General features: G+C 63.9%; 15 protein-coding genes. 1 reads left to right on the top strand and 14 read right to left on the bottom strand.

Going from position 1 to position 18032, the window contains the following annotated elements; genetic code table 11:
• Positions 1–6: 6 nt before the first annotated feature.
• The 14 genes from HBO09_RS09070 to HBO09_RS09005 form a co-directional block, all read right to left on the bottom strand.
• On the bottom strand, positions 7–2571 hold the full coding sequence (locus HBO09_RS09070; RefSeq protein WP_169992892.1) for an EAL domain-containing protein: 2565 nt from the start codon (positions 2569–2571) through the stop codon (positions 7–9).
• Between the two features lie 125 nt (positions 2572–2696).
• The gene (locus HBO09_RS09065; protein ID WP_169992894.1) at positions 2697–4598 is read right to left on the bottom strand and encodes an acyl-CoA synthetase; all 1902 of its coding nucleotides are present in this window, start codon (positions 4596–4598) and stop codon (positions 2697–2699) included.
• A 355-nt stretch (positions 4599–4953) separates the two neighbouring features.
• A complete protein-coding gene (locus tag HBO09_RS09060; RefSeq protein WP_169992896.1) occupies positions 4954–5616 on the bottom strand; it encodes a general secretion pathway protein GspN in 663 nt (220 codons plus the stop codon).
• Positions 5613–6044: a type II secretion system protein GspM gene (gene gspM, locus HBO09_RS09055; RefSeq protein ID WP_169992898.1), complete on the bottom strand. Its 432-nt coding sequence runs from the start codon at positions 6042–6044 to the stop codon at positions 5613–5615. The genes HBO09_RS09060 and gspM overlap by 4 nt, the downstream gene beginning before the upstream one ends.
• Complete coding sequence (locus tag HBO09_RS09050) at positions 6041–7150, bottom strand: type II secretion system protein GspL (protein ID WP_169992900.1); 1110 nt, start codon at positions 7148–7150, stop codon at positions 6041–6043. The genes gspM and HBO09_RS09050 overlap by 4 nt, the downstream gene beginning before the upstream one ends.
• A gap of 14 nt (positions 7151–7164) precedes the next feature.
• The gene (locus HBO09_RS09045) at positions 7165–7755 is read right to left on the bottom strand and encodes a prepilin-type N-terminal cleavage/methylation domain-containing protein (protein WP_169992902.1); all 591 of its coding nucleotides are present in this window, start codon (positions 7753–7755) and stop codon (positions 7165–7167) included.
• Positions 7752–8117, bottom strand: a complete 366-nt coding sequence (locus HBO09_RS09040; protein WP_169992904.1) for a type II secretion system protein — start codon at positions 8115–8117, stop codon at positions 7752–7754. The genes HBO09_RS09045 and HBO09_RS09040 overlap by 4 nt, the downstream gene beginning before the upstream one ends.
• Positions 8114–8563 (bottom strand): type II secretion system minor pseudopilin GspH, encoded by a 450-nt coding sequence (gspH, locus tag HBO09_RS09035; RefSeq protein WP_169992906.1) that lies wholly within the window; start codon positions 8561–8563, stop codon positions 8114–8116. The genes HBO09_RS09040 and gspH overlap by 4 nt, the downstream gene beginning before the upstream one ends.
• A gap of 2 nt (positions 8564–8565) precedes the next feature.
• Complete coding sequence (gspG, locus tag HBO09_RS09030; protein WP_169992908.1) at positions 8566–9009, bottom strand: type II secretion system major pseudopilin GspG; 444 nt, start codon at positions 9007–9009, stop codon at positions 8566–8568.
• Between the two features lie 32 nt (positions 9010–9041).
• Positions 9042–10244, bottom strand: a complete 1203-nt coding sequence (gspF, locus tag HBO09_RS09025; protein ID WP_169992910.1) for a type II secretion system inner membrane protein GspF — start codon at positions 10242–10244, stop codon at positions 9042–9044.
• Entirely contained in the window at positions 10244–11692 is a 1449-nt protein-coding gene (locus HBO09_RS09020) for an ATPase, T2SS/T4P/T4SS family (RefSeq protein ID WP_169993237.1), read from the bottom strand. Before HBO09_RS09020 ends, gspF begins: the two co-directional genes overlap by 1 nt.
• A gap of 5 nt (positions 11693–11697) precedes the next feature.
• Positions 11698–13641, bottom strand: coding sequence for a type II secretion system secretin GspD (gspD, locus tag HBO09_RS09015; protein WP_169993235.1), 1944 nt, complete (start codon positions 13639–13641; stop codon positions 11698–11700).
• A 13-nt stretch (positions 13642–13654) separates the two neighbouring features.
• The gene (locus HBO09_RS09010) at positions 13655–14107 is read right to left on the bottom strand and encodes a pilus assembly protein PilZ (RefSeq protein WP_169992912.1); all 453 of its coding nucleotides are present in this window, start codon (positions 14105–14107) and stop codon (positions 13655–13657) included.
• Complete coding sequence (locus HBO09_RS09005) at positions 14080–15732, bottom strand: lipoprotein UxpA (RefSeq protein WP_169992914.1); 1653 nt, start codon at positions 15730–15732, stop codon at positions 14080–14082. Before HBO09_RS09005 ends, HBO09_RS09010 begins: the two co-directional genes overlap by 28 nt.
• A gap of 232 nt (positions 15733–15964) precedes the next feature.
• Here HBO09_RS09005 and HBO09_RS09000 point away from each other — a divergent pair, with 232 nt between their 5' ends.
• Positions 15965–17995: a PhoX family phosphatase gene (locus HBO09_RS09000; RefSeq protein ID WP_169992916.1), complete on the top strand. Its 2031-nt coding sequence runs from the start codon at positions 15965–15967 to the stop codon at positions 17993–17995.
• Positions 17996–18032 lie beyond the last annotated feature (37 nt).

Raw genomic sequence — 18032 nt, 5'->3', positions numbered from 1 at the left:
GAGCGACTAACCAGTCCGGCCCGTGATCAACTCACTGATCGCCTGGGCATTCACCGGCACGCTGAGGTAAAACCCCTGCGCCTCATCGCACTGCACATCCTTCAGCGCCTTGAGCTGGTCGAGGGTTTCCACGCCTTCGGCGGTCACCGTCAGCGAGAGCGCCCGGCCCAGGCCGACAATCGCCTGGATGATCGACTGATCGCCGCCGCTGGCGGTCAGCCCACCGACAAAACTGCGGTCGATCTTCAGCCCGTCGAAGGGGAATGAGCGCAGATAACTCAGTGACGAATAGCCAGTGCCAAAGTCATCCATCAGCAAGCGCACACCCAGGGCCTTGAGGCCTTGCATGATGTTCAAGGCAACTTTCTCGTCGTTGAGCATCACACTCTCGGTCAACTCCAGCTCCAGTCGCGCGGGGTTCAAACCCGTATCGACCAGCACTGCCTTGACCCGCGCCACCAGGTGCCCGCGCTGGAACTCGGTAGAAGACAAGTTGACCGAGATCATCACGTCGTCAGGCCAGCCAGCGGCCGTCTGGCAAGCCGCGTGCAGTACCCAATTGCTCAACGGCAGGATCAGCCCGGTTTCTTCGGCAATCGGGATGAATACGTCAGGGCCCAGCAACCCGCGTCGTGGATGCTCCCAACGCACCAAGGCCTCGGCGCCGGCCAGGCGCTTGCCTTCGATACGGTAGCGCGGCTGGAAATCCAGGCGCAGTTCGCCGTTCTTGATCGCGTGGCGCAAATCGGCTTCAAGTTGGCGCCGTTCAATGATCCGCGCGTTCATGTCGCCCGCATAAAAACGCCAGGTATTGCGCCCGCCTTCCTTGGCTTCATAGAGCGCGATATCGGCGTAGCGCAGCAGCTCGTCGGCCAGGATCGCGTCCGCCGGCGCCATGGCAATACCAATGCTGGCGCTGATGAACACTTCATGCTCAGTGATGTAAAACGGCTGCTCGATACAGTCGATCAGCCGCCGGCACAGGCCTTCGACCTCCAACGGCGAGCTCATGCCCGCCACCACCAACATAAACTCGTCGCCGCCCATGCGCGCCACCAGGTCGTCACCGCGCAGGCAGCCCTGCAAGCGCCGCGACACCTGATTGAGTACGTCATCGCCGGCGGCGTGCCCCAGCAGGTCATTGACCGGTTTGAAGCGATCAAGATCGATACTGAGCATCACCAGTGGCTGTTCCAGGGTCGGCACCGCCTTGAGCTTGCCTTCGAGGAACTCCTGCATGCGCGTACGGTTGGCCAGCCCCGTCAAGGCATCGTGTTGCGACAGGTACTCAATGCGTCGCCGGGCGTGCACCTCTTCGGTGATGTCACTGGCGGTGCCCCGATAGCCCTGCCCTGGTATCTCGCGCACCGACAACCGGCAGATCCGTGGCTCACCGTCGCCAGACAGGTAGTTGCAGTGCACGATGGCATTCGGGCGATGGGCGTGGTCCTTGAACCAGTTGGACAATAGGCCCTGATCCGAGGCCAGCAGGTCGTCCGCCGCCAGCCCCAGGCATTTGGCCCCTTGGAGGCCGGTGATCACATCGAAACGCTCCGACAAGTAGGTAAAACGCAGCTGGGTGTCCAACTCCCAGATCCAGTCGGATGCCGCCTCGGCCACATCACGAAAGCGCGCCTCGCTGACCAGCAGCGCGGCGCGGCTGGCTTGCAGGATGGCGTAGTGACTGTCCATGATCCGCGCGGCGGCAGTGCTGCGGCGCTGGATCACCCAGGCCATCAGGGCAAAGATCACGCCGGCGACCGTGACCAGAGGCACGACCAACACCAGCAACTGGTGCCCCGGGTCCTCGGAGTCCCATTGCACCACGCCGGCATTGTCCCTGAGGCGCAGGCTCGGGACGTCCGCCGCCGTCCCGCCAGGCGGCGCGATCCGCAGGCCTTGCACACCAAAGTCCGCCCCCAACGCAGCCAGCCGTTGCGGCGCAAGCTTGGCAATGAAGATCAACACCGAGGCGGGCCCGCTATCGGCCTTCACACTCGGGTCAGTGCCCGGCGTCAGCGCCGCAGCGGCCAGCACCGCCGGCGCCCCGTCGGCCTGTACCAGGCGGCTCACCGATTGGCTGTTGACGGCGGCCTCCCGGGCCTGGGCCAACAGTGGCTCGATCGGGATGTGCAGCCAGTCCTGTACGGCAACGGTCTGCAACTGGCCATCAATCACCGAATACACCGTACGGCCTGTGGGATCGACAACAAAGACCCCTTCGAAGCCCAGATCGGCAAATAGCGTCGAGCCCAGGTTTTGCCGGCCAAACGCCCAGTCCACATCCACCTGCTGATGCAGGTGTACGTAGGCGTCGCCCCAAAACGCATAGTCCTTGACCGTAGAGCCAGCGACACGCTCCACAGACAGTAAGGCGTTTTCGATATCGATCCGACTGTGCTCGCCGGCATCGTGATTCAGGTGATCGGCAATCGAAACCAGCAGCACCCCGACCAACAGAAACATGGCCAGTAACAGCAACGAACAGGCAAGCAGATAAGCCCTTGCGGTAGAGAGATTGGAGACTTTGCCTTCCGGCGACGACGTTGGATCAACCTTGAGCTTTTCCATAGTGCTCCAGGCGCCAGGCGCCCTAACCACCCGCACCGAAAATCACACCACGCACACACAGCTGCGCGACTGCCTGCCCATAGACGATAGACAACTTTTACGCTTCGAACAGCCCGAAAACCGCCTTATGCGCAATGCACCACATAACGCACGGCAAACCCGCTCAGGCGCTGATCCAATTGCTCACGTTGGACCGCGCTAAGCTGCGACACATGAATATCCACGCGCTGCCCGTGGCGCTCGTCACTGTGGACCTCCACCCGGCTTGCCGCCGCGACCTGCCACACCTCCTCCTCGAACACCCGGCGGATCGCATCCAGGCGCAAGGCGGGCTTGAAGGTCTTGCCCACAGCGGTCAACGGAATCTGCTCTACCAACCAGATGTTCTTGGGCACCGCCGCACGTTCGTGGATGTGCTGCATGGCGTGCTCCAGCAACTGGGCCTCGCTGGCATGCTCGCCGGCCTTGAGCTGCACGTACACCACCGGCAGTTCCCCGGCCCTGGTATCCGGCTTGCCCACTGCGGCGGCCAACGCTACGCACGGATGACGATGCAACGCCTCTTCGATCATCTGCGGGTCGATATTATGGCCACCGCGAATAATCAGATCCTTGCTGCGACCGGTCAGCCAGATGTAGCCATCGGCATCGATACGCCCCAGGTCGCCGGTATTGAACCAGTCACCATCAAGCCAGATGCCGGCGTTTTTGTCCGCTTGCAGATACCCCTTGAACACCGTCGGACCACGCAGGCACAGGGAGCCAGGCTCGTCCGTGGCGGCATCACGCAAGTAATTGCCATCGCTGTCGAGTACCGCAATCTTGACCTCGCAATACGGCAGGCGCAGGCCGATGGAACCGGGACGACGCTCGCCCTCATAGGGATTGCAGGCGGTGGCACAGGTGCCTTCGGTCAAGCCGTAACCTTCGATGATGCGCAGCCCCGTGCGGGCTTCGAACTGGCGGATGAGTTCCACCGGCATTGGCGCTGCACCGCAGAGCGCAAAGCGCAGACTGGAGACGTCGATACCGTCATTGGGGATCTGCAGCAGTGCCGCATAGATGGTGGGCACCCCACTGAAACTGCTGACCCGGTAGCGCTCCACCAGCCTCCAGAAGTCCTTGATCAATGCCGGGTTGCGGTAACCCTGGGGCCCGGCGAGCAGCACCTGCGCGCCGTTATGAAACGCGGCAAGCCCGGTGACCATCACCCCGTTGACGTGAAACAGCGGTAGCCCGCAGAGCAGCACATCGTCCGGTACATAGCGCCCATGCAGGCCAATGATCTCGGCCATCGCCACTTCGTTGAAGTGGGTGTGAGGGGCCAGTTTCGGGGTGCCCGTGGTGCCGCCGGTGTGAAAGTAGGAGGCGATATCGTCAGGCTGGATAACCCGCCCGCTTTCCAGATGATCGGCCGGGGCGGCTGCAAGTACTTCATCGAAGTCCAGGACGCCTGCCGGCATCGCTGGCCGCTGGGCCTTTACGGCGCTGCGTTGCGGCTCCGGCAACCGGTTGGCGAGGTCGACCGTCACAATCGTGGGCATCTGTGGCAAAAAGTCTGCCAGGGCCGCCACTTTCTGCCACAGCTCGGTACCGGGGAACGGTGCCAGTGTGACCAGCACCGAGGTATTGGAAGCCCGGATCAACTCTGCAATGTGCTCAGGTTCGAGCAACGGATTGATCGCATTGACGATCCCCGCCGCCTCACCGCCCCAAATCACAAAGTGCGTCTGCGGCAGGTTAGGCAACAGGAAAGAGACGGCCTGGCCGGGGCGCAACCCTAGGCGATGCAAGGCGTTGGCGGTTTGCGTGACCTTGGCAAAAAGCTCGGCATAACTGATGCGCCAAGGCTGATCCTCGATGCTGCCCGTTGGCAGGAAACACAAGGCCGGCAGATCGGCAAAGCGTTCGGCGGCACGCTGCAACAACTCATAGGTACTGCCCGGCAAGTCACGCTGGGCCAACGGACAGTGTTGCTCCAGGGCTTGGATATCGCTCAACCGGGCAAGGGAAACAGGACTGTTCATGGGTTTATTGTTCTTCCGTGGTTTTTACAAAGGGCGCCAGGGGATGGGGGCTGGGAAATGCGCCAGCGTCGTGTACTGGCACTGCTCGGTAAAACGCAGCAGCCCCGGATCCAGCAACCCCTTCTACTCGCTGCTCAGTTGCGCGGCCAGATCCATGGCCCCAGCGTAGACCACGGTTTTGAACAACTCCAGTGGGTCACTTGTGCCAGGCCGGACGCACACTCTCACCGATTGCCCAGCAGGCGGTGGACTCAATCATCGCCAACGCCCACGGTGGTCGTGTGGCGAGCGGGCTTGCCACAGGGGGGGTCGTCAGTGTCTGAACGTTGTGTAGATACCGATGTTCCCACAGGGGTCAGGGCCTGCCCAACACCTTGCTGAAGCTTTGCGCCGCCGGCTGTAACCAGCGTGCCTGGACCAGTAGTGGGGTCACAGCGGCACCCGGTTCAATCTGCCCGTCCACCTGCAAGCGCCGTGGGTCCGCTTCGATCTTGAAGTGGTGTTCGGCAGCCAGTTGCAGGTCGGCCAATAGCCGCAGCCCATCGCGGCACTGTAGCGCTATCCGAGCGTTTCCCAGTTTGACCAGCCATGGGCTCAACACGGCAAGGTCCTGCCCCAACAACTCCCCTTGCGTTTTACGGCACCCCGTTCCGGCGCCATCGACCTGCAATCGCCCTTCCCAATGGCCGTCCAGCACGAACATCGGTGCCGGCAAGGCGTTGACCGCACGCGGCGCCAACTGCGCCTGCCAATTCCACGGCCAGCCCTGAACCGACAACGCCCAGAAGCGTTGTTGAAAGCCCAGGTTCACATGCATCCTCCATGGCCGCAGGTTCCACTCCACCGGGCCCAGGGCGCCAACCCGCGTCGCGTGGCCATTCCACACACTGCCTGCGACACCGATGGGTTGCCAGCCAGCCGGCCATGGCACTTGGCGGGCGACAAAGGTGGCGGGCAGCTCCAACAGCAAGGTCAGGGCAAACACCAGAATGGCCCATGTGATGACCCCGCGACTCATGGCCGCGCCGCCACTTCCAGGCTAAAGGCATACCCCTGGCCGCCACCCTGCTCAAGGCTCCATTGCAGCGGCCGCGCCCCCTGTTCCTGCACGGTGCGCAGCAGTTGCTGCAGGGCTTGGGGCCCGGGCAGTTCGCCTTGCAATTGCCAGCGATCGCCCTGCTGCTCGACACGGGTCAACACCCATTGGCGCGACACCGCCAGCGCCTGCCATTGCTCGTTGGAAAACGCTGCCGGCGGGATCAGCGCACCGGCCTGTTGCGCCAGTGCCTGCCACTGGCGCGCCTCCTGCCAGGCTGCCAGTAGCGGCCGTGTCAGCAACACCAGCAGCAACAGCGCAACGGTGGACCAGCCGGCCAGCAGGCTATAGCGGCGCTTGGGCGGCAGTTGGTTGAAATGGGCCAGGTACGCGTGCATCCGGGCTTTCATGGTTGTTCTCCCAGATCAAAACTCAGGTGCAGTTGCCCGCCGACCCCTTGCGCCTCATCGGTCCATTGGGCGCCCGCGAGTTGGGCAATGGCCTGCCATTGCGCCGGCTCCGGCCGCGGACCATTACCGCGCAGGCCGAGGCGCCAATGCTTGCCGTCGAACGCCATACTCATCACCGACCACCCCGGCTGCTGTTGCAACCAGGCCGAGAGTCCCTGCTCCAGGGCCACGATTTTTTGCTGGCGCACCTGCCATTCGGTCGCCTCGCCTTGCACCCGCGCCAACGCCGTACGGGCCTGTTGCGGATTGCTGGCGGGCCCGGCCACCGCCCGGACCTGGGTTTTCCAAACGTCGATCTGGCGCAAGCTCTGCAGCAGATACACCGCACTCCAACAGGTCGCCAACACCACACACCCCAACAGCAAGTGCCGCTGTAAGCGGTTCATCAGAGGGGCTCGCTGTGCACGGACACGCGTCGGCCGCGAGCCTTCCAGCACACTGGGCAGTTGCTCCAGGCGCGCCAGGCGCGACGGCCAGTCGCCCGCAAGCGTCTCGCCAGGCAGATCGCGCCAGGCCTGGGGCAAGCGCTCACCCAATACCGATGGCCACACCAACCATTGCCGGGAGTGGGCCTTCAGGCACAGCAGTTGTTCGCGCTGCCAACGCACCGCGTGCCCCGGCTCGGCGTTCGGCAACAACTGCACCTCTGCCCAACCGTGGGTGATCTGCACGCCAAGTGCGGCACACTCGGCCAGCCAGTGCTGCACCTGCTCGCGCTGCATGACCAACAACTCCAACTGCCCGGCTTCGCGGGACAGGCAACTGACCAGCAACGCTTCGGCGGGCTGCTGCGCATACTCTTCAAACAATTGCGGCCACTCATGGCGCTTGAGCCCCGGCGGCGCCGGCAGGCAGAAATGGCTGCAATCCAGCGCCGGAATAATCAAGGCGCCCGGCAGTTGCAGCAGAGCGTGCGGTGGCGGCCAGACGCCGCTTGCGCAAGCCTGTTGTGCGCTGTAGTGCAGCCACTGCCAAGGCCCCTCGGCGGTGGCTGGCGGGCGCACCAGCAACCATTCCCGGGGTTTGGCCCGCAGACGCTCAAACATACCGATGCTCCCACTCACGGCTGGGTATCGGGCAAGGCGAAGGTGCAGACATAAGGGGCTCCATGATGCTCGAACTCGATCCGCACGCCGCGATTGGGCTGGGCGGCAGCAGTAGAAGGAAAGGCCAGCCAACGCGTGCCCTGATAAAAACTGAAGGTGGCGCGAGAGACCGGCGCCAATGACTCCTTGAGCGTCCAGCGTGGCTTGTCGGCGGCGTACAGGTCGGCCGAGACCCATAGCTCCAGGCGCTGCTGGCGCGCATCGAACAACAGGCGCTGGCGTTGCACGCGTGATGCGCCGTCGGCGGGCGGCCAGGCGGCCAGGGCCACCCACTGCAATTGCCCCAGACTCGGCTGCCACTCCAGCCACGACAAGTCCAGGGGCAAGCGCTGCTCGTACAACTGGCGCAACACCAGGGCATCGAAGCGGCGCTCCAGGGCCATGCACCATTCCAATACCTGGGGCTCGCCGCCGGGCTCTTCCAAACGCTCACGCACCTTGACCCAGCCATTGACCAGGGCGGCCAACAACACCCCGACCACTGCCGTGAGCGCCATCGCCACCAACAACTCGACCAGGGTCAAGCCACGCTGCGCAGCCTTCATGGGCGCACCAGAAACAGGCTGAACTGGCCCAGGGGCTGGCGCTGCCCAGGGTCGGCAAACAGCGTCAACTCACCTCGGCGCAAGCGATTGACCCCGGTATTGCCCAAGGTCAGTTGCCAGTGACAGGTGGCGTGCCCCTGGCGCAGCTCGCCGCTCACCGCATTGATCTGCGGCCAGTACTGCTCCACGCCGAACCGCGTCTCCAGTTCCCGTGCGCACAAACTGCCCAGGCGATGTTGCGCGACGGCCTGGTGGGTAGCGATGCGCTGGCGCAACAACTGGCTGACCATCACCGCCATCAGCGCGGCAATCCCCAGGGCGACCATGACTTCGAGCAAGGTAAAACCTCGTTGGCGCTTCATGGCAGGGTCGCGATATGCAGGGTGTTGTCCGCTTGCCATTGCCAGCGCTGGCGGCCCTCGGCCCAACGCCAGGTCAATGACACCGGGCGGGCCAATCCCGATGGGGTAAACATCACTTGGGGCTCGCTGCTCACCGGCCAGTCAGGTTGCAGACCAGTCGGCCAGGGCGCGCTGCGCGACGGTTCGACCTGCCACCCAGGCGCACCCCGCCCGACCTGCCAGCGCACGAACTCGGGGCTGCGGCCATTCCAGCGCAAGCCCAGCAACTGCCCGGCATGCCGGGCTTGGGCGGCCTGGCTGCGCGCCTCGTTGGCCAGTTGGGCCAGGGCCTGGCGCATCGGCGCCTGGCCGGCATCGAGGAACGCCACCCCCAGGGCGCTGAACAAGCCGACGATCAGCAACACCACCAGCATTTCCAGGAGCGAAAACCCGCGACTGCGCTGCATGCCTAGAGGTTCCAGTTACCGATATCGGCATCGGTGCCTTCGCCGCCTTCCTGGCCGTCGGCGCCCAGGGAAAACAGGTCTACCCGGCCATGCTGCCCTGGCGTGCGGTAGCCATAAGCGTTGCCCCACGGGTCCTCGGGCAGCCGGCGGATATAGCCATCGGCGCGCCAGCTGCGCGGCAACGGCTCCAGGGATGGTTTGCTGACCAGCGCCTGCAAACCCTGTTCGGAGGTGGGGAACCGCAGGTTGTCGAGGCGGTACATATCCAGCGCCTGCTCAAGGGTCGCCAGGTCAGCCAGGGCCTTCTGGCGCATGGCCTTGTCCTGGCTGCCGAGTACGCTGGGGGCGACCACCGCGATCAGCAGGCCGATGATAAAAATCACCACCATGATTTCCATCAGGGTGAAACCGCGTTCGCGGCGTTTAACTGCACGATTGCCTGGCATGGCTTGGCTCTCCATTTTCAAGTTCTCAATTTTCAAAGGCTAAGGCCCTGATTGAGCTGCATGATCGGCAGCAACACCGCCAGCACGATGAACAGCACCACCGCGCCCATCAGCAGAATCATCAGGGGTTCGAATAACGCCAGTAGCAGGTCGACCTGGCGCGCAAAACCACGCTCCTGGTTGTCGGCGACCCGCTCCAGCATGTCGGGCAAGGTGCCGCTGGCCTCGCCGCTGGCGACCATGTTCAACAGCATCGGCGGGAAGTGCCCGCTGGCACTGAGGGCGCGGTACAGGGTCACGCCGCCTTCGACCTGCTCACGCACGGTTTCCAGGGATTGATGAATCTGCCGGTTGCCGACCGTGGCGGTGGCGACTTCCAGGGATTCAAGCAACGGCACCCCACTGCCCAGCAAAATCGCCAGGCTGCGCGAGACCCGCGCGCTTTCCAGTACCGACAACAGCACGCCGATACGTGGCAGGCGCAAGACCTGGCGGTCGCGACGCAAACGCCATAGGGGCTGGCGCAGCAGCCACCGCCCACCCAGCCCCAGCAGCAAGCCCAGCCCCAGCAACCACGGGCCAAGCATCACCAGCCCTTCGCTGGCGCCGATCAGCACCCGGGTAATCAGCGGCAGGCTTTGCCCGGTATGGCTGAACTGCTCGGTGAGTTTGGGCACCACAAAGGTCATCAGGCCGATCACCACCGCCAATGACACGAGGATCAACACCGCCGGGTAGATCAACGCCGTGCGCGCCTTGTGTCGTTGTTTTTGCACTTGCTCCAAGTGCTCGGCCAGGCGCTCGAGGACCGGCGCCAATTTGCCCGAGCGCTCGCCGGCCTCGACCAGTGCGCAATACAGCGTGTTGAACTGCCCGCCCTGGCGGCGCAGGCTCTGGGCCAGGCTCAAGCCTTCGCCGAGGGCGCCGCGCACCGCCACCAGCAAGTTGCGGATCGCCGGCTCTGCCAATTGGCGTTCCAGGGTGCCCAGGGCATCCACCAGTGGGATGCCGGCACTCAAGAGCGTGGCCAACTGGCGGGTCAATTCGCACAGTTGCCCATGGTTCAAACGTTGCCCACGCGGGCTCGACAGGCTCGCGCCCTGCACCTGCAGCTCCCGGGCAAACAGGCCCTGCTCGCGCAGCAGTTGCCGGGCATGGCGCTCGCTTTCTGCCTGGATACTGGCTTTGCGGCGATTGCCGCGCAGGTCCAGCGCCTGGTAGCGATAGGTCGGCATCAGTCACGCACCGCACGCAGGACCTGCTCCAGGCTGGTGTCGCCACGGCGCAGGCATTCGGTGGCCATCGCGGTCAGGCTCTGGCGTTTGTCGGCGAGGTATTCGTGCATGGCCGCTTCGCTGGCGCCGTCGTACAGCAGGCTGATCAAGCCGGCATCCAGGGTGATGAATTCGTAGAGCCCGATCCGCCCGTTATAGCCGCTGCCCTGGCAGTCGTCGCAGCCTTGGGGGTGAAAGCTTTGTTCGAGGGTTGCCAGTTCCGGCCACAGCTGGCGCTCGGCGGGCTGCAACGGGACGGGCGTTGCGCAATGGCACAGGCGCCGTACTAGGCGCTGGGCCATCACGCCCTTGAGGCTGGAGGCGATCAGGAACGGTTCGATGCCCATGTCGCGCAAGCGGGTGACCGCGCCCACCGCGCTGTTGGTGTGCAGCGTCGACAGCACCAAGTGCCCGGTGAGGCTGGCTTGCACGGCGATTTGCGCCGTCTCCTGGTCGCGGATTTCACCGAGCATGATCACGTCCGGATCCTGGCGCAGGATCGCCCGCAGGCCACTGGCGAAGGTCATGCCGGCGCGGGGGTTGATCGCGGTCTGGCCGATACCGGTAATCGCGTATTCCACCGGGTCTTCGACGGTGAGGATATTGCACGAGCCATCGTTCAGCGCATTGAGGCTGGCATACAGCGTGGTGGTCTTGCCCGAGCCGGTGGGCCCGGTGCTCAGCAAAATCCCGTTGGGGCGCGACAGGCACGCACGCAGGGCCTGCTCCACCTCGGCGGGCATCCCCAGATTATTCAGGTCCAGCAGATTGGCCTGTTTATCCAACACACGCATCACCACGCGCTCGCCGTGGATGCCGGGCAAGGTCGAGACACGGATATCCACCTCGCGCCCCCCGGAGCGCAGGGTGATACGGCCGTCCTGAGGCTGGCGTTTTTCGGCGATATCCAGGCGCGCCATGACCTTGATCCGCGATACCAACATGGCCGACAAGGCCCGTGGCGGGCGCAGGATCTCGCGCAGATGGCCATCGACCCGCAGGCGCACCACCAGGCTCTGCTCGAAGGTCTCGATATGAATATCCGAGGCCCGCAGGCGCAGGCCTTCGGCGAACAGGCCGTTGATCAGGCGAATCACCGGCGCCTCGTTGTCGCTCTCCAGCAAGTCTTCGATACGCGGCAGTTCGTTGATCAGGCTGTCGAGGTCAACCTGCTCACCGATGCCTTCGATCAGCGCCGCCGTGGCCGACTCACCGGCCTGGTACAAGGCGCCCAGGCGCAGTTCGTATTGGGCCGGGTCAAGGTGCTCGACCGCCGACGGCAGGCCATGCACGCGCAACACTTCCTGCAAGGCGTCGGTGTCGACACCCTCGCGCAGGCACAAGGTCCAGCCCTGCGCGCCCGGCGCCCGCGCCAAGCCCGCCTGGCGCGCCAATCGGTAAGGTAACAACGTACTCACCACACGCCCTCGTCCAGGCGTTCGCGGCTGGCCGGGAACAGGCGCAGCAAGGCGTTGTTATCGGAGATTGCAGGTAATGCCAGGTTCGAATTGACCTTGAGGTTGCGGTACTTCTCGCTGCTCAACTGGGCCAGGGTCTCGCCGTCGCGCATGATCCGCGGGCGGATAAATACCATCAGGTTCTGCTTGGTGCGCTGGCTGGCGTTGGAGCGAAACAGCCGCCCTATCCCCGGGATGTCACCGAGCCACGGCACACGCTGGTCACTGTTCTTGGCCTCGTCGCCGATCAGCCCACCGAGCACCACCAGGCCATTGTCTTCGACCATGACCTTGGTCTTGATCTCGCGCTTGTTGGTGATTACATCGCTGGCACCGGTGCTTTCGGCAATCGACGAGACCTCTTGCACGATGTCCAGGCGCACGGTGTTGTCGATATTGATCTGCGGCTTGATCCGCAGCTTGATCCCCACTTCCTTGCGCTCGATGGTCTGGTAGGGGTTGGTGTTGTTCTGCGTTACCGAGCCCGTCACAAAGGGCACTTCCTGGCCCACCAGGATCGACGCCTCGGCGTTATCCAGGGTCAGCAGGGTCGGGGTCGAGAGCAGGTTGAAGCCGCTTTCGCTCTTCAGTGCGTTGAGCAGCGCAAGGAAGTTCAGCCCGCCGCCGTTGAGCTTGCCAAAGCCTGCGGTGGCGCCGGGCACATTGGCCAACAGCTTGCCCAGGCCAGCCGTGTCACCACTGGCAGCGGCCCCGGCCAGGCCGGCGATGCTCGTCCCGCCATTGGTAAAGTTCACCGCGCCGCCGCCAAACGAGTCACCCAAAAACAACCATTGCACCCCCAGTTCCTGGGCACGGGTGTCGGAGACTTCGGCAATGATCGCCTCCACCACCACCTGGGCACGGCGGATATCCAGTTGTTCGACGATGGTGCGGTAGGCGGCGATTTCGCTGTCCGGGCCGACCATCACCACGGCATTGGTGCCCTCCTCCGACTCCATGCGAATCCCCGAGGCGCTGGCCGCCATCTGCTTGGGCGCGCCTTCCCCGGCCACGCCCTCGCCACCGGCGCCGGGGGTGTCCTGGCTCAAGCCGCGCAGCACCTTGACCACTTCGGCGGCATTGGCGTGGCGCAGGTACATCACCACGGTGTTCGACGGGCGCAAGGCATTTTGTGGCTGGTCCAATTGCTTGAGCAGCGCGCGTACCCGTTGGCGGCTGTCGGCACTGCCGCGTACCAGCAAGGCGTTGCTGCGCGGGTCGGCCACCACCTGCGCGCCATCGGCGCCCTGCTCGCGGGCCAGCAAGCGGGTCATCAATTGCGCGGTGTCGTTGGCGCTGGCGTTGACCAGGGGCATTACTTCCAGGGGCTCCTGGCTGACCTGGTCGAGTTGCTGCAACAGGGCGTCGATACGGTCGAGGTTGCTGCGCCAGTCGGTGATCACCAGCAAGTTGGCCGACGGGTATGGGCTGATCACCCCGACCCGAGGATCGATCAGCGGCTTGAGAATATTGAGCATCTGTTCACTGGCGGCGTTGCGCACGCTGAATACCCGGGTGGCCATGCCATCGTTGGCTTGCACAGCCTGGCGCGCCGACTCCACCGGCACCGGCTCCAGGCGTGCGGCCTGGTCCGGCACGATCTTCACGCTGCCATTGGGCAGGTTGACGGCGGCAAAGCCCTGGGCCCGCAACTGAGCGAGGAAAATATCGTAGATAGCCTCGCTACCGAGCATGTCCAGGCTGCGCACCGTGACCTTGCCTTTGACCCGTGGGTCGATGATGAAGGTGGTGTTGGTGATGCGCGACACGCTGTCGATAAAGTCCGTGAGTTCAGTATCGATGAAGTTCACTTCATACAAGGCCGGCGCTTCTTCGGCGCGGACCGGGTTCACGCTCAGGGCCAGGCACAATGCGCTCAGGCCCAGGCATTTATTGATCATGTGCATCGTCGGTTCATTCCTTGCGCTTGAGGCCGATCACCGGGCGCTCAGTCGGCCATGGCAGGCGCTCGCGCTGCCCTTGATTGTCGAAAATCAGCCCGCGTTCATCGATGTCCTGCAAGACGATGCCCGGGGCCAGGCGCTGCCCCAGGGTCAGCGTGCGTTCTTGCTGCGCAAAGCGCAGGACCAGCACCGTGGCGCGCAAAGGCGTGGCCTTGAGGCTGCCCAGGTAATCGACCTTGAGCGTGGTCAACGGCAGGTCGTCGCTGGGCGCTTGGCGGGGTGTCCAATGGCTACTCAATAGGTCGGCGACCGGCGCCGGGGTCGGGTTGGACGCGATCGGCTGCGCGATCCCGTGCCACAGTTGCAGCACGCATTGCGCCGCGAGCCAGGCCACCAACGTAACCAGCAGCACGTTGAACAGGCTGCCTGCCCGGTTCAACTGACCTGGCTCCGTGGATGCCATCCCGGGTGCCCCTGCACGTAGCGCACTTCGGGCAATTGCAATGGCGCCAGTTGCCAATCCGCCGGCTGCTCGCGCAACCAACCTTCAAGGTGTTGCCACAACGGTTGCCCGGCATCGGCGGCAAAGCCCAGGCCAAAGGTGCGGCAGGTGCCCACCGGTTCGGCAAACTCACTGACCCTTTTGCCGCCTGGGCTATAGGTGACCTGCCAGGGCTGGCCGAGCCAGCGCGGCAGGTCCTGGCTGTTATCCAACAGCAGCGGCTCGCCAAACAGTTGCTCGGCGCCGTTTTCCAGGACCTGGCGCACCTGCTGCGCCGGTACATCGACCACCGGCGCTGGGTAGCTGGCGCTGAGGCTAATCAAGTGTTCGCGGGTAATCATCTGGCCGCGCGCCAAGGGACTGTCATAGCGCAGCCCCGGCAGCAGCACCGCGCTCTTGGGCTCGCGGGCCAGGGCCTGGTGCAACAGGCGATCCCAGCTACCGCCGCGCACATCACGGCGCCAGAGGTTTTCCGGGGCCTTGGCCAGGGGTTGGTCGAGCCAGGCCGCGTGGGCAGCTCGCTGTTGTTGCAGGCGCGGTTGCAGACGCTGGGCGTGGGCCTGGGCAGTAGCGTCCAACGCACTGGCCTGGGCCGCAAAGAAGCGCGCATCGAAACGCCATTGCCCCGCCTGCGCCTGGCAGCGGATGCGGAAGGCGCCGCTGGCCCGCGTCCCACCCAGCACCACCGGGACGCGCTTGCCGGAACTTTGCAGGATCTCCACCGGTTGCGGCCACAGGTCCTGGCCACGAGCGCACAACATCAAGTCCACCTGACTCAGGCGCTCAGCCAGCCAGAACCCCGGCCCGGTGCCGACATCGGCCAGGGCCACCACCAGGTCGGCTTCTTCACGGGCTTGGATGAGCACCGGTTGCAGGCTCTGCAACCATTGCTTCAAGGAAGCTTGCTGGTCCCGCGCATAAGGATCGGTGATGCCAACTACGGCAATCCGCACACCACCGCGGCGGAACACCTGCATCCCCGGGGTGGCCAGGCGTTGCGCACTGGCGTTGGCCAAGCCGGCGCCCAGCACCGGATGACCGAATTGCTGATAGAGGCCCTGGCATTGTTCGGGCCATAGCACCCGCTCATCGCTGCTGACCCGTACCTCGCTGCCAAGCAACTGGCTGCCCTGGACCCCGGACAGGCCCCGAGTCAGGTAAGCCAGGCCGCTGCCGTTCCAGCACTGGCCGTTTTCCAGGGTCAGGCTATTCTCATGCCCGGCTTCATCACGCAGGCGTTGCAGCACCGCGCCGAGTACCGCATAGCCGCCGGTTTGTACGCTGTCACTTAAGGAGGCATCCAGCAGGCCGTCCAACTGGCTGCCATCGGCTTGGCGAAAACGCGCATTGGGCCCGGTGATCCACGGCGCTTGGCCGATCCGTGTCGCCGGCCCCAGGCGTGTGGCGGGTACCACCGGGCGACCTGGCAGGCGTGCATCGAGGGTGTCGGCGATATACAGCAGGTCGACCGGCTGGCTGTCCGCAGGCCCCGCCGCAGCCCCCAGGCTAGAGCAGCCGGCCAGCCACGGCGCACAGGCGCCCAGCGTCATCCATCCCAATACATCGCGCCGCACCATTGAAGCCATTGTTCTCTCACCCTAGGGCTAACTCTGCTTTAAGGGCGGCATAGTGGGGGTCAATTAATGACGGTTTAATGTCAGTTTTTTAACAGGAGTGAAATATGCGCCCTTGTAACAAAAGGAAATAAAAGAAATACAATTAAATACATTTTTAACAAAACCGACCGCGAATCATCACATTCGACTCTTAGAGTTCGGGCTCCTTTCAAAAATCGTGATCTACAAAGGACCTGATGAAATGAGTCGAGAGACTGGCGACAACCAGAATCGCAACCTGAGCCTCAATGAGCCGATGGAATCGGTACTCACTGCCTACCTGAGCCGCCGCAGTGTGGTACGGGGCGGGCTCGGTGCCGCGATCGCCATGATTGCCGGCACCGGCCTGACGGGCTGCTTTGACAGCGGCGGCGGTTCAGACAACGACACGCCTACCCAGCCGCCAAAACCTGCGCTGAAGCTAGGCTTCAACTCGATCCCAGGCTCACTCACCGATGCCTGCACCGTGGCCGCCGGCTACACCGCCCACGTGCTGGCCCCGTGGGGTACGCCGCTGAACAGCAACGCAGCCCCGTGGAAAAGCGACGGCAGCAACACCTCCACCGACCAGGCCAACTCGGTGGGCATGCACCATGACGGCATGCACTTCTTCCCCATCAATGGCAGCTCCACTGATGGCTTGCTGGCCATCAACCACGAATACATCGACGCGCAAGCCTTGCACCCGGCTGGCCCGACCCTGGTTGGCGGTGTTCGTCCGGTTGAAGAAGTGCGCAAAGAGATCAACGCCCACGGCGCCGGTGTGATGCGCATCACCAAGGTCAATGGCCGTTGGCAGGTGATAGAAAACGACCCACTGAACCGTCGTTTCACCACCGCCACCGTCATGGACCTGGCGGGCCCGATGAAAGGCACCGATCACGTAAAAACCAAATTCTCGCCGACCGGCACCCAGACCCGCGGCACCAACAATAACTGTGGTAACGGCTACACCCCGTGGGGCACCTACCTGACCTGCGAAGAAAACTGGCCTGGGATTTTCGTCAACAAAAGTGGCGCCCGCCCGGCAGACCAGGTGCGCATCGGCGTGGGTACCGGCAACGGCAACTATCGTTGGGAAAGTGTCGCGGGTGACCCGAGCGAAGTGAACGGCGAGTTCAGCCGCTTCAACGTGACCCCAAGCGGCGCCACCGCGACCGACGATTACCGCAACGAAGCCAGCACCTACGGCTACATCGTCGAGATCGACCCGTACAACGCCTCGACCCGTGCGGTGAAACGCACCGCACTCGGGCGCTTCCGCCACGAAGGTTGCTGGCCGGGCCTGACCACCGCTGGCAAGCCAGTGGTGTTCTACAGCGGCGACGACTCGCAAAACGAGTACCTCTACAAATTCGTCTCCACCGCGTTGTGGGACCCGGCAGACGCCAACCCCAGTGATCGCCTGGCCACCGGCGCCAAGTACATGGACAGCGGCAAACTCTACGTGGCGCGCTTCAACGCCGATGGTAGTGGTAACTGGCTGCTGTTGGACGTGGCCACCAGCACCACCGATGGCAGCACCCTGGGCGCGAAATTCACCAACCTGCCGGGGATCATCCTCAACACCCGCGGTGCAGCCGATGCCGTGGGCGCCACGCCGATGGATCGCCCGGAGTGGACCTCGGTCAACCCACTCAATGGCGACGTCTACCTGACGCTCACCAACAACACCAGCCGCACGGTGGCCAACCCCGCCAACCCACGGGTGAACAACAAACACGGGCACATCATTCGCTGGCATGACGCCGATAACCAGGTGTCGTTCACCTGGGACATCTTTGTGTTTGGCGCCAACGCTGCTGGCAGCCCGGACCTCAACCGCTCCGGCCTGACCACCCTGAACCAGTTCGCCAGCCCGGACGGCATGACCTTCGACAGCCGTGGCGTGATGTGGATCCAGACCGACAACGGCGAAAAAACCCTGACTGACTACACCAACGACCAGATGCTGGTGGTGATCCCCACCAACATGGTCGACGCCCAGGGCAAGCAAGTGCCGGTCAACGCCCAGAACCAGGCCGACCTGCGCCGCTTCTTCGTCGGGCCTAATGGTTCGGAAGTGACTGGGGTGACCTTTACCCCGGATAACAAGACGGTGTTCGTCAACATCCAGCACCCGGATAACTGGCCGTCCACCGGCGTGGCGACTGACGTCACGGTCGGCAAAGTACGCCCTCGTGCGTCTACGGTAGTGATCCAGCGGGCCGATGGGGGGGAATTGGCGATCTGATAGTGATGTAGCCACGTACTTGTGGCGAGCGAGCTTG

Source organism: Pseudomonas sp. WS 5027 (assembly GCF_012985695.1).
Lineage (GTDB): Bacteria > Pseudomonadota > Gammaproteobacteria > Pseudomonadales > Pseudomonadaceae > Aquipseudomonas > Aquipseudomonas hygromyciniae.
The sequence above is the reverse complement of the archived record's forward strand: the minus strand, read 5'-3'. Positions and strand labels throughout refer to the sequence as shown.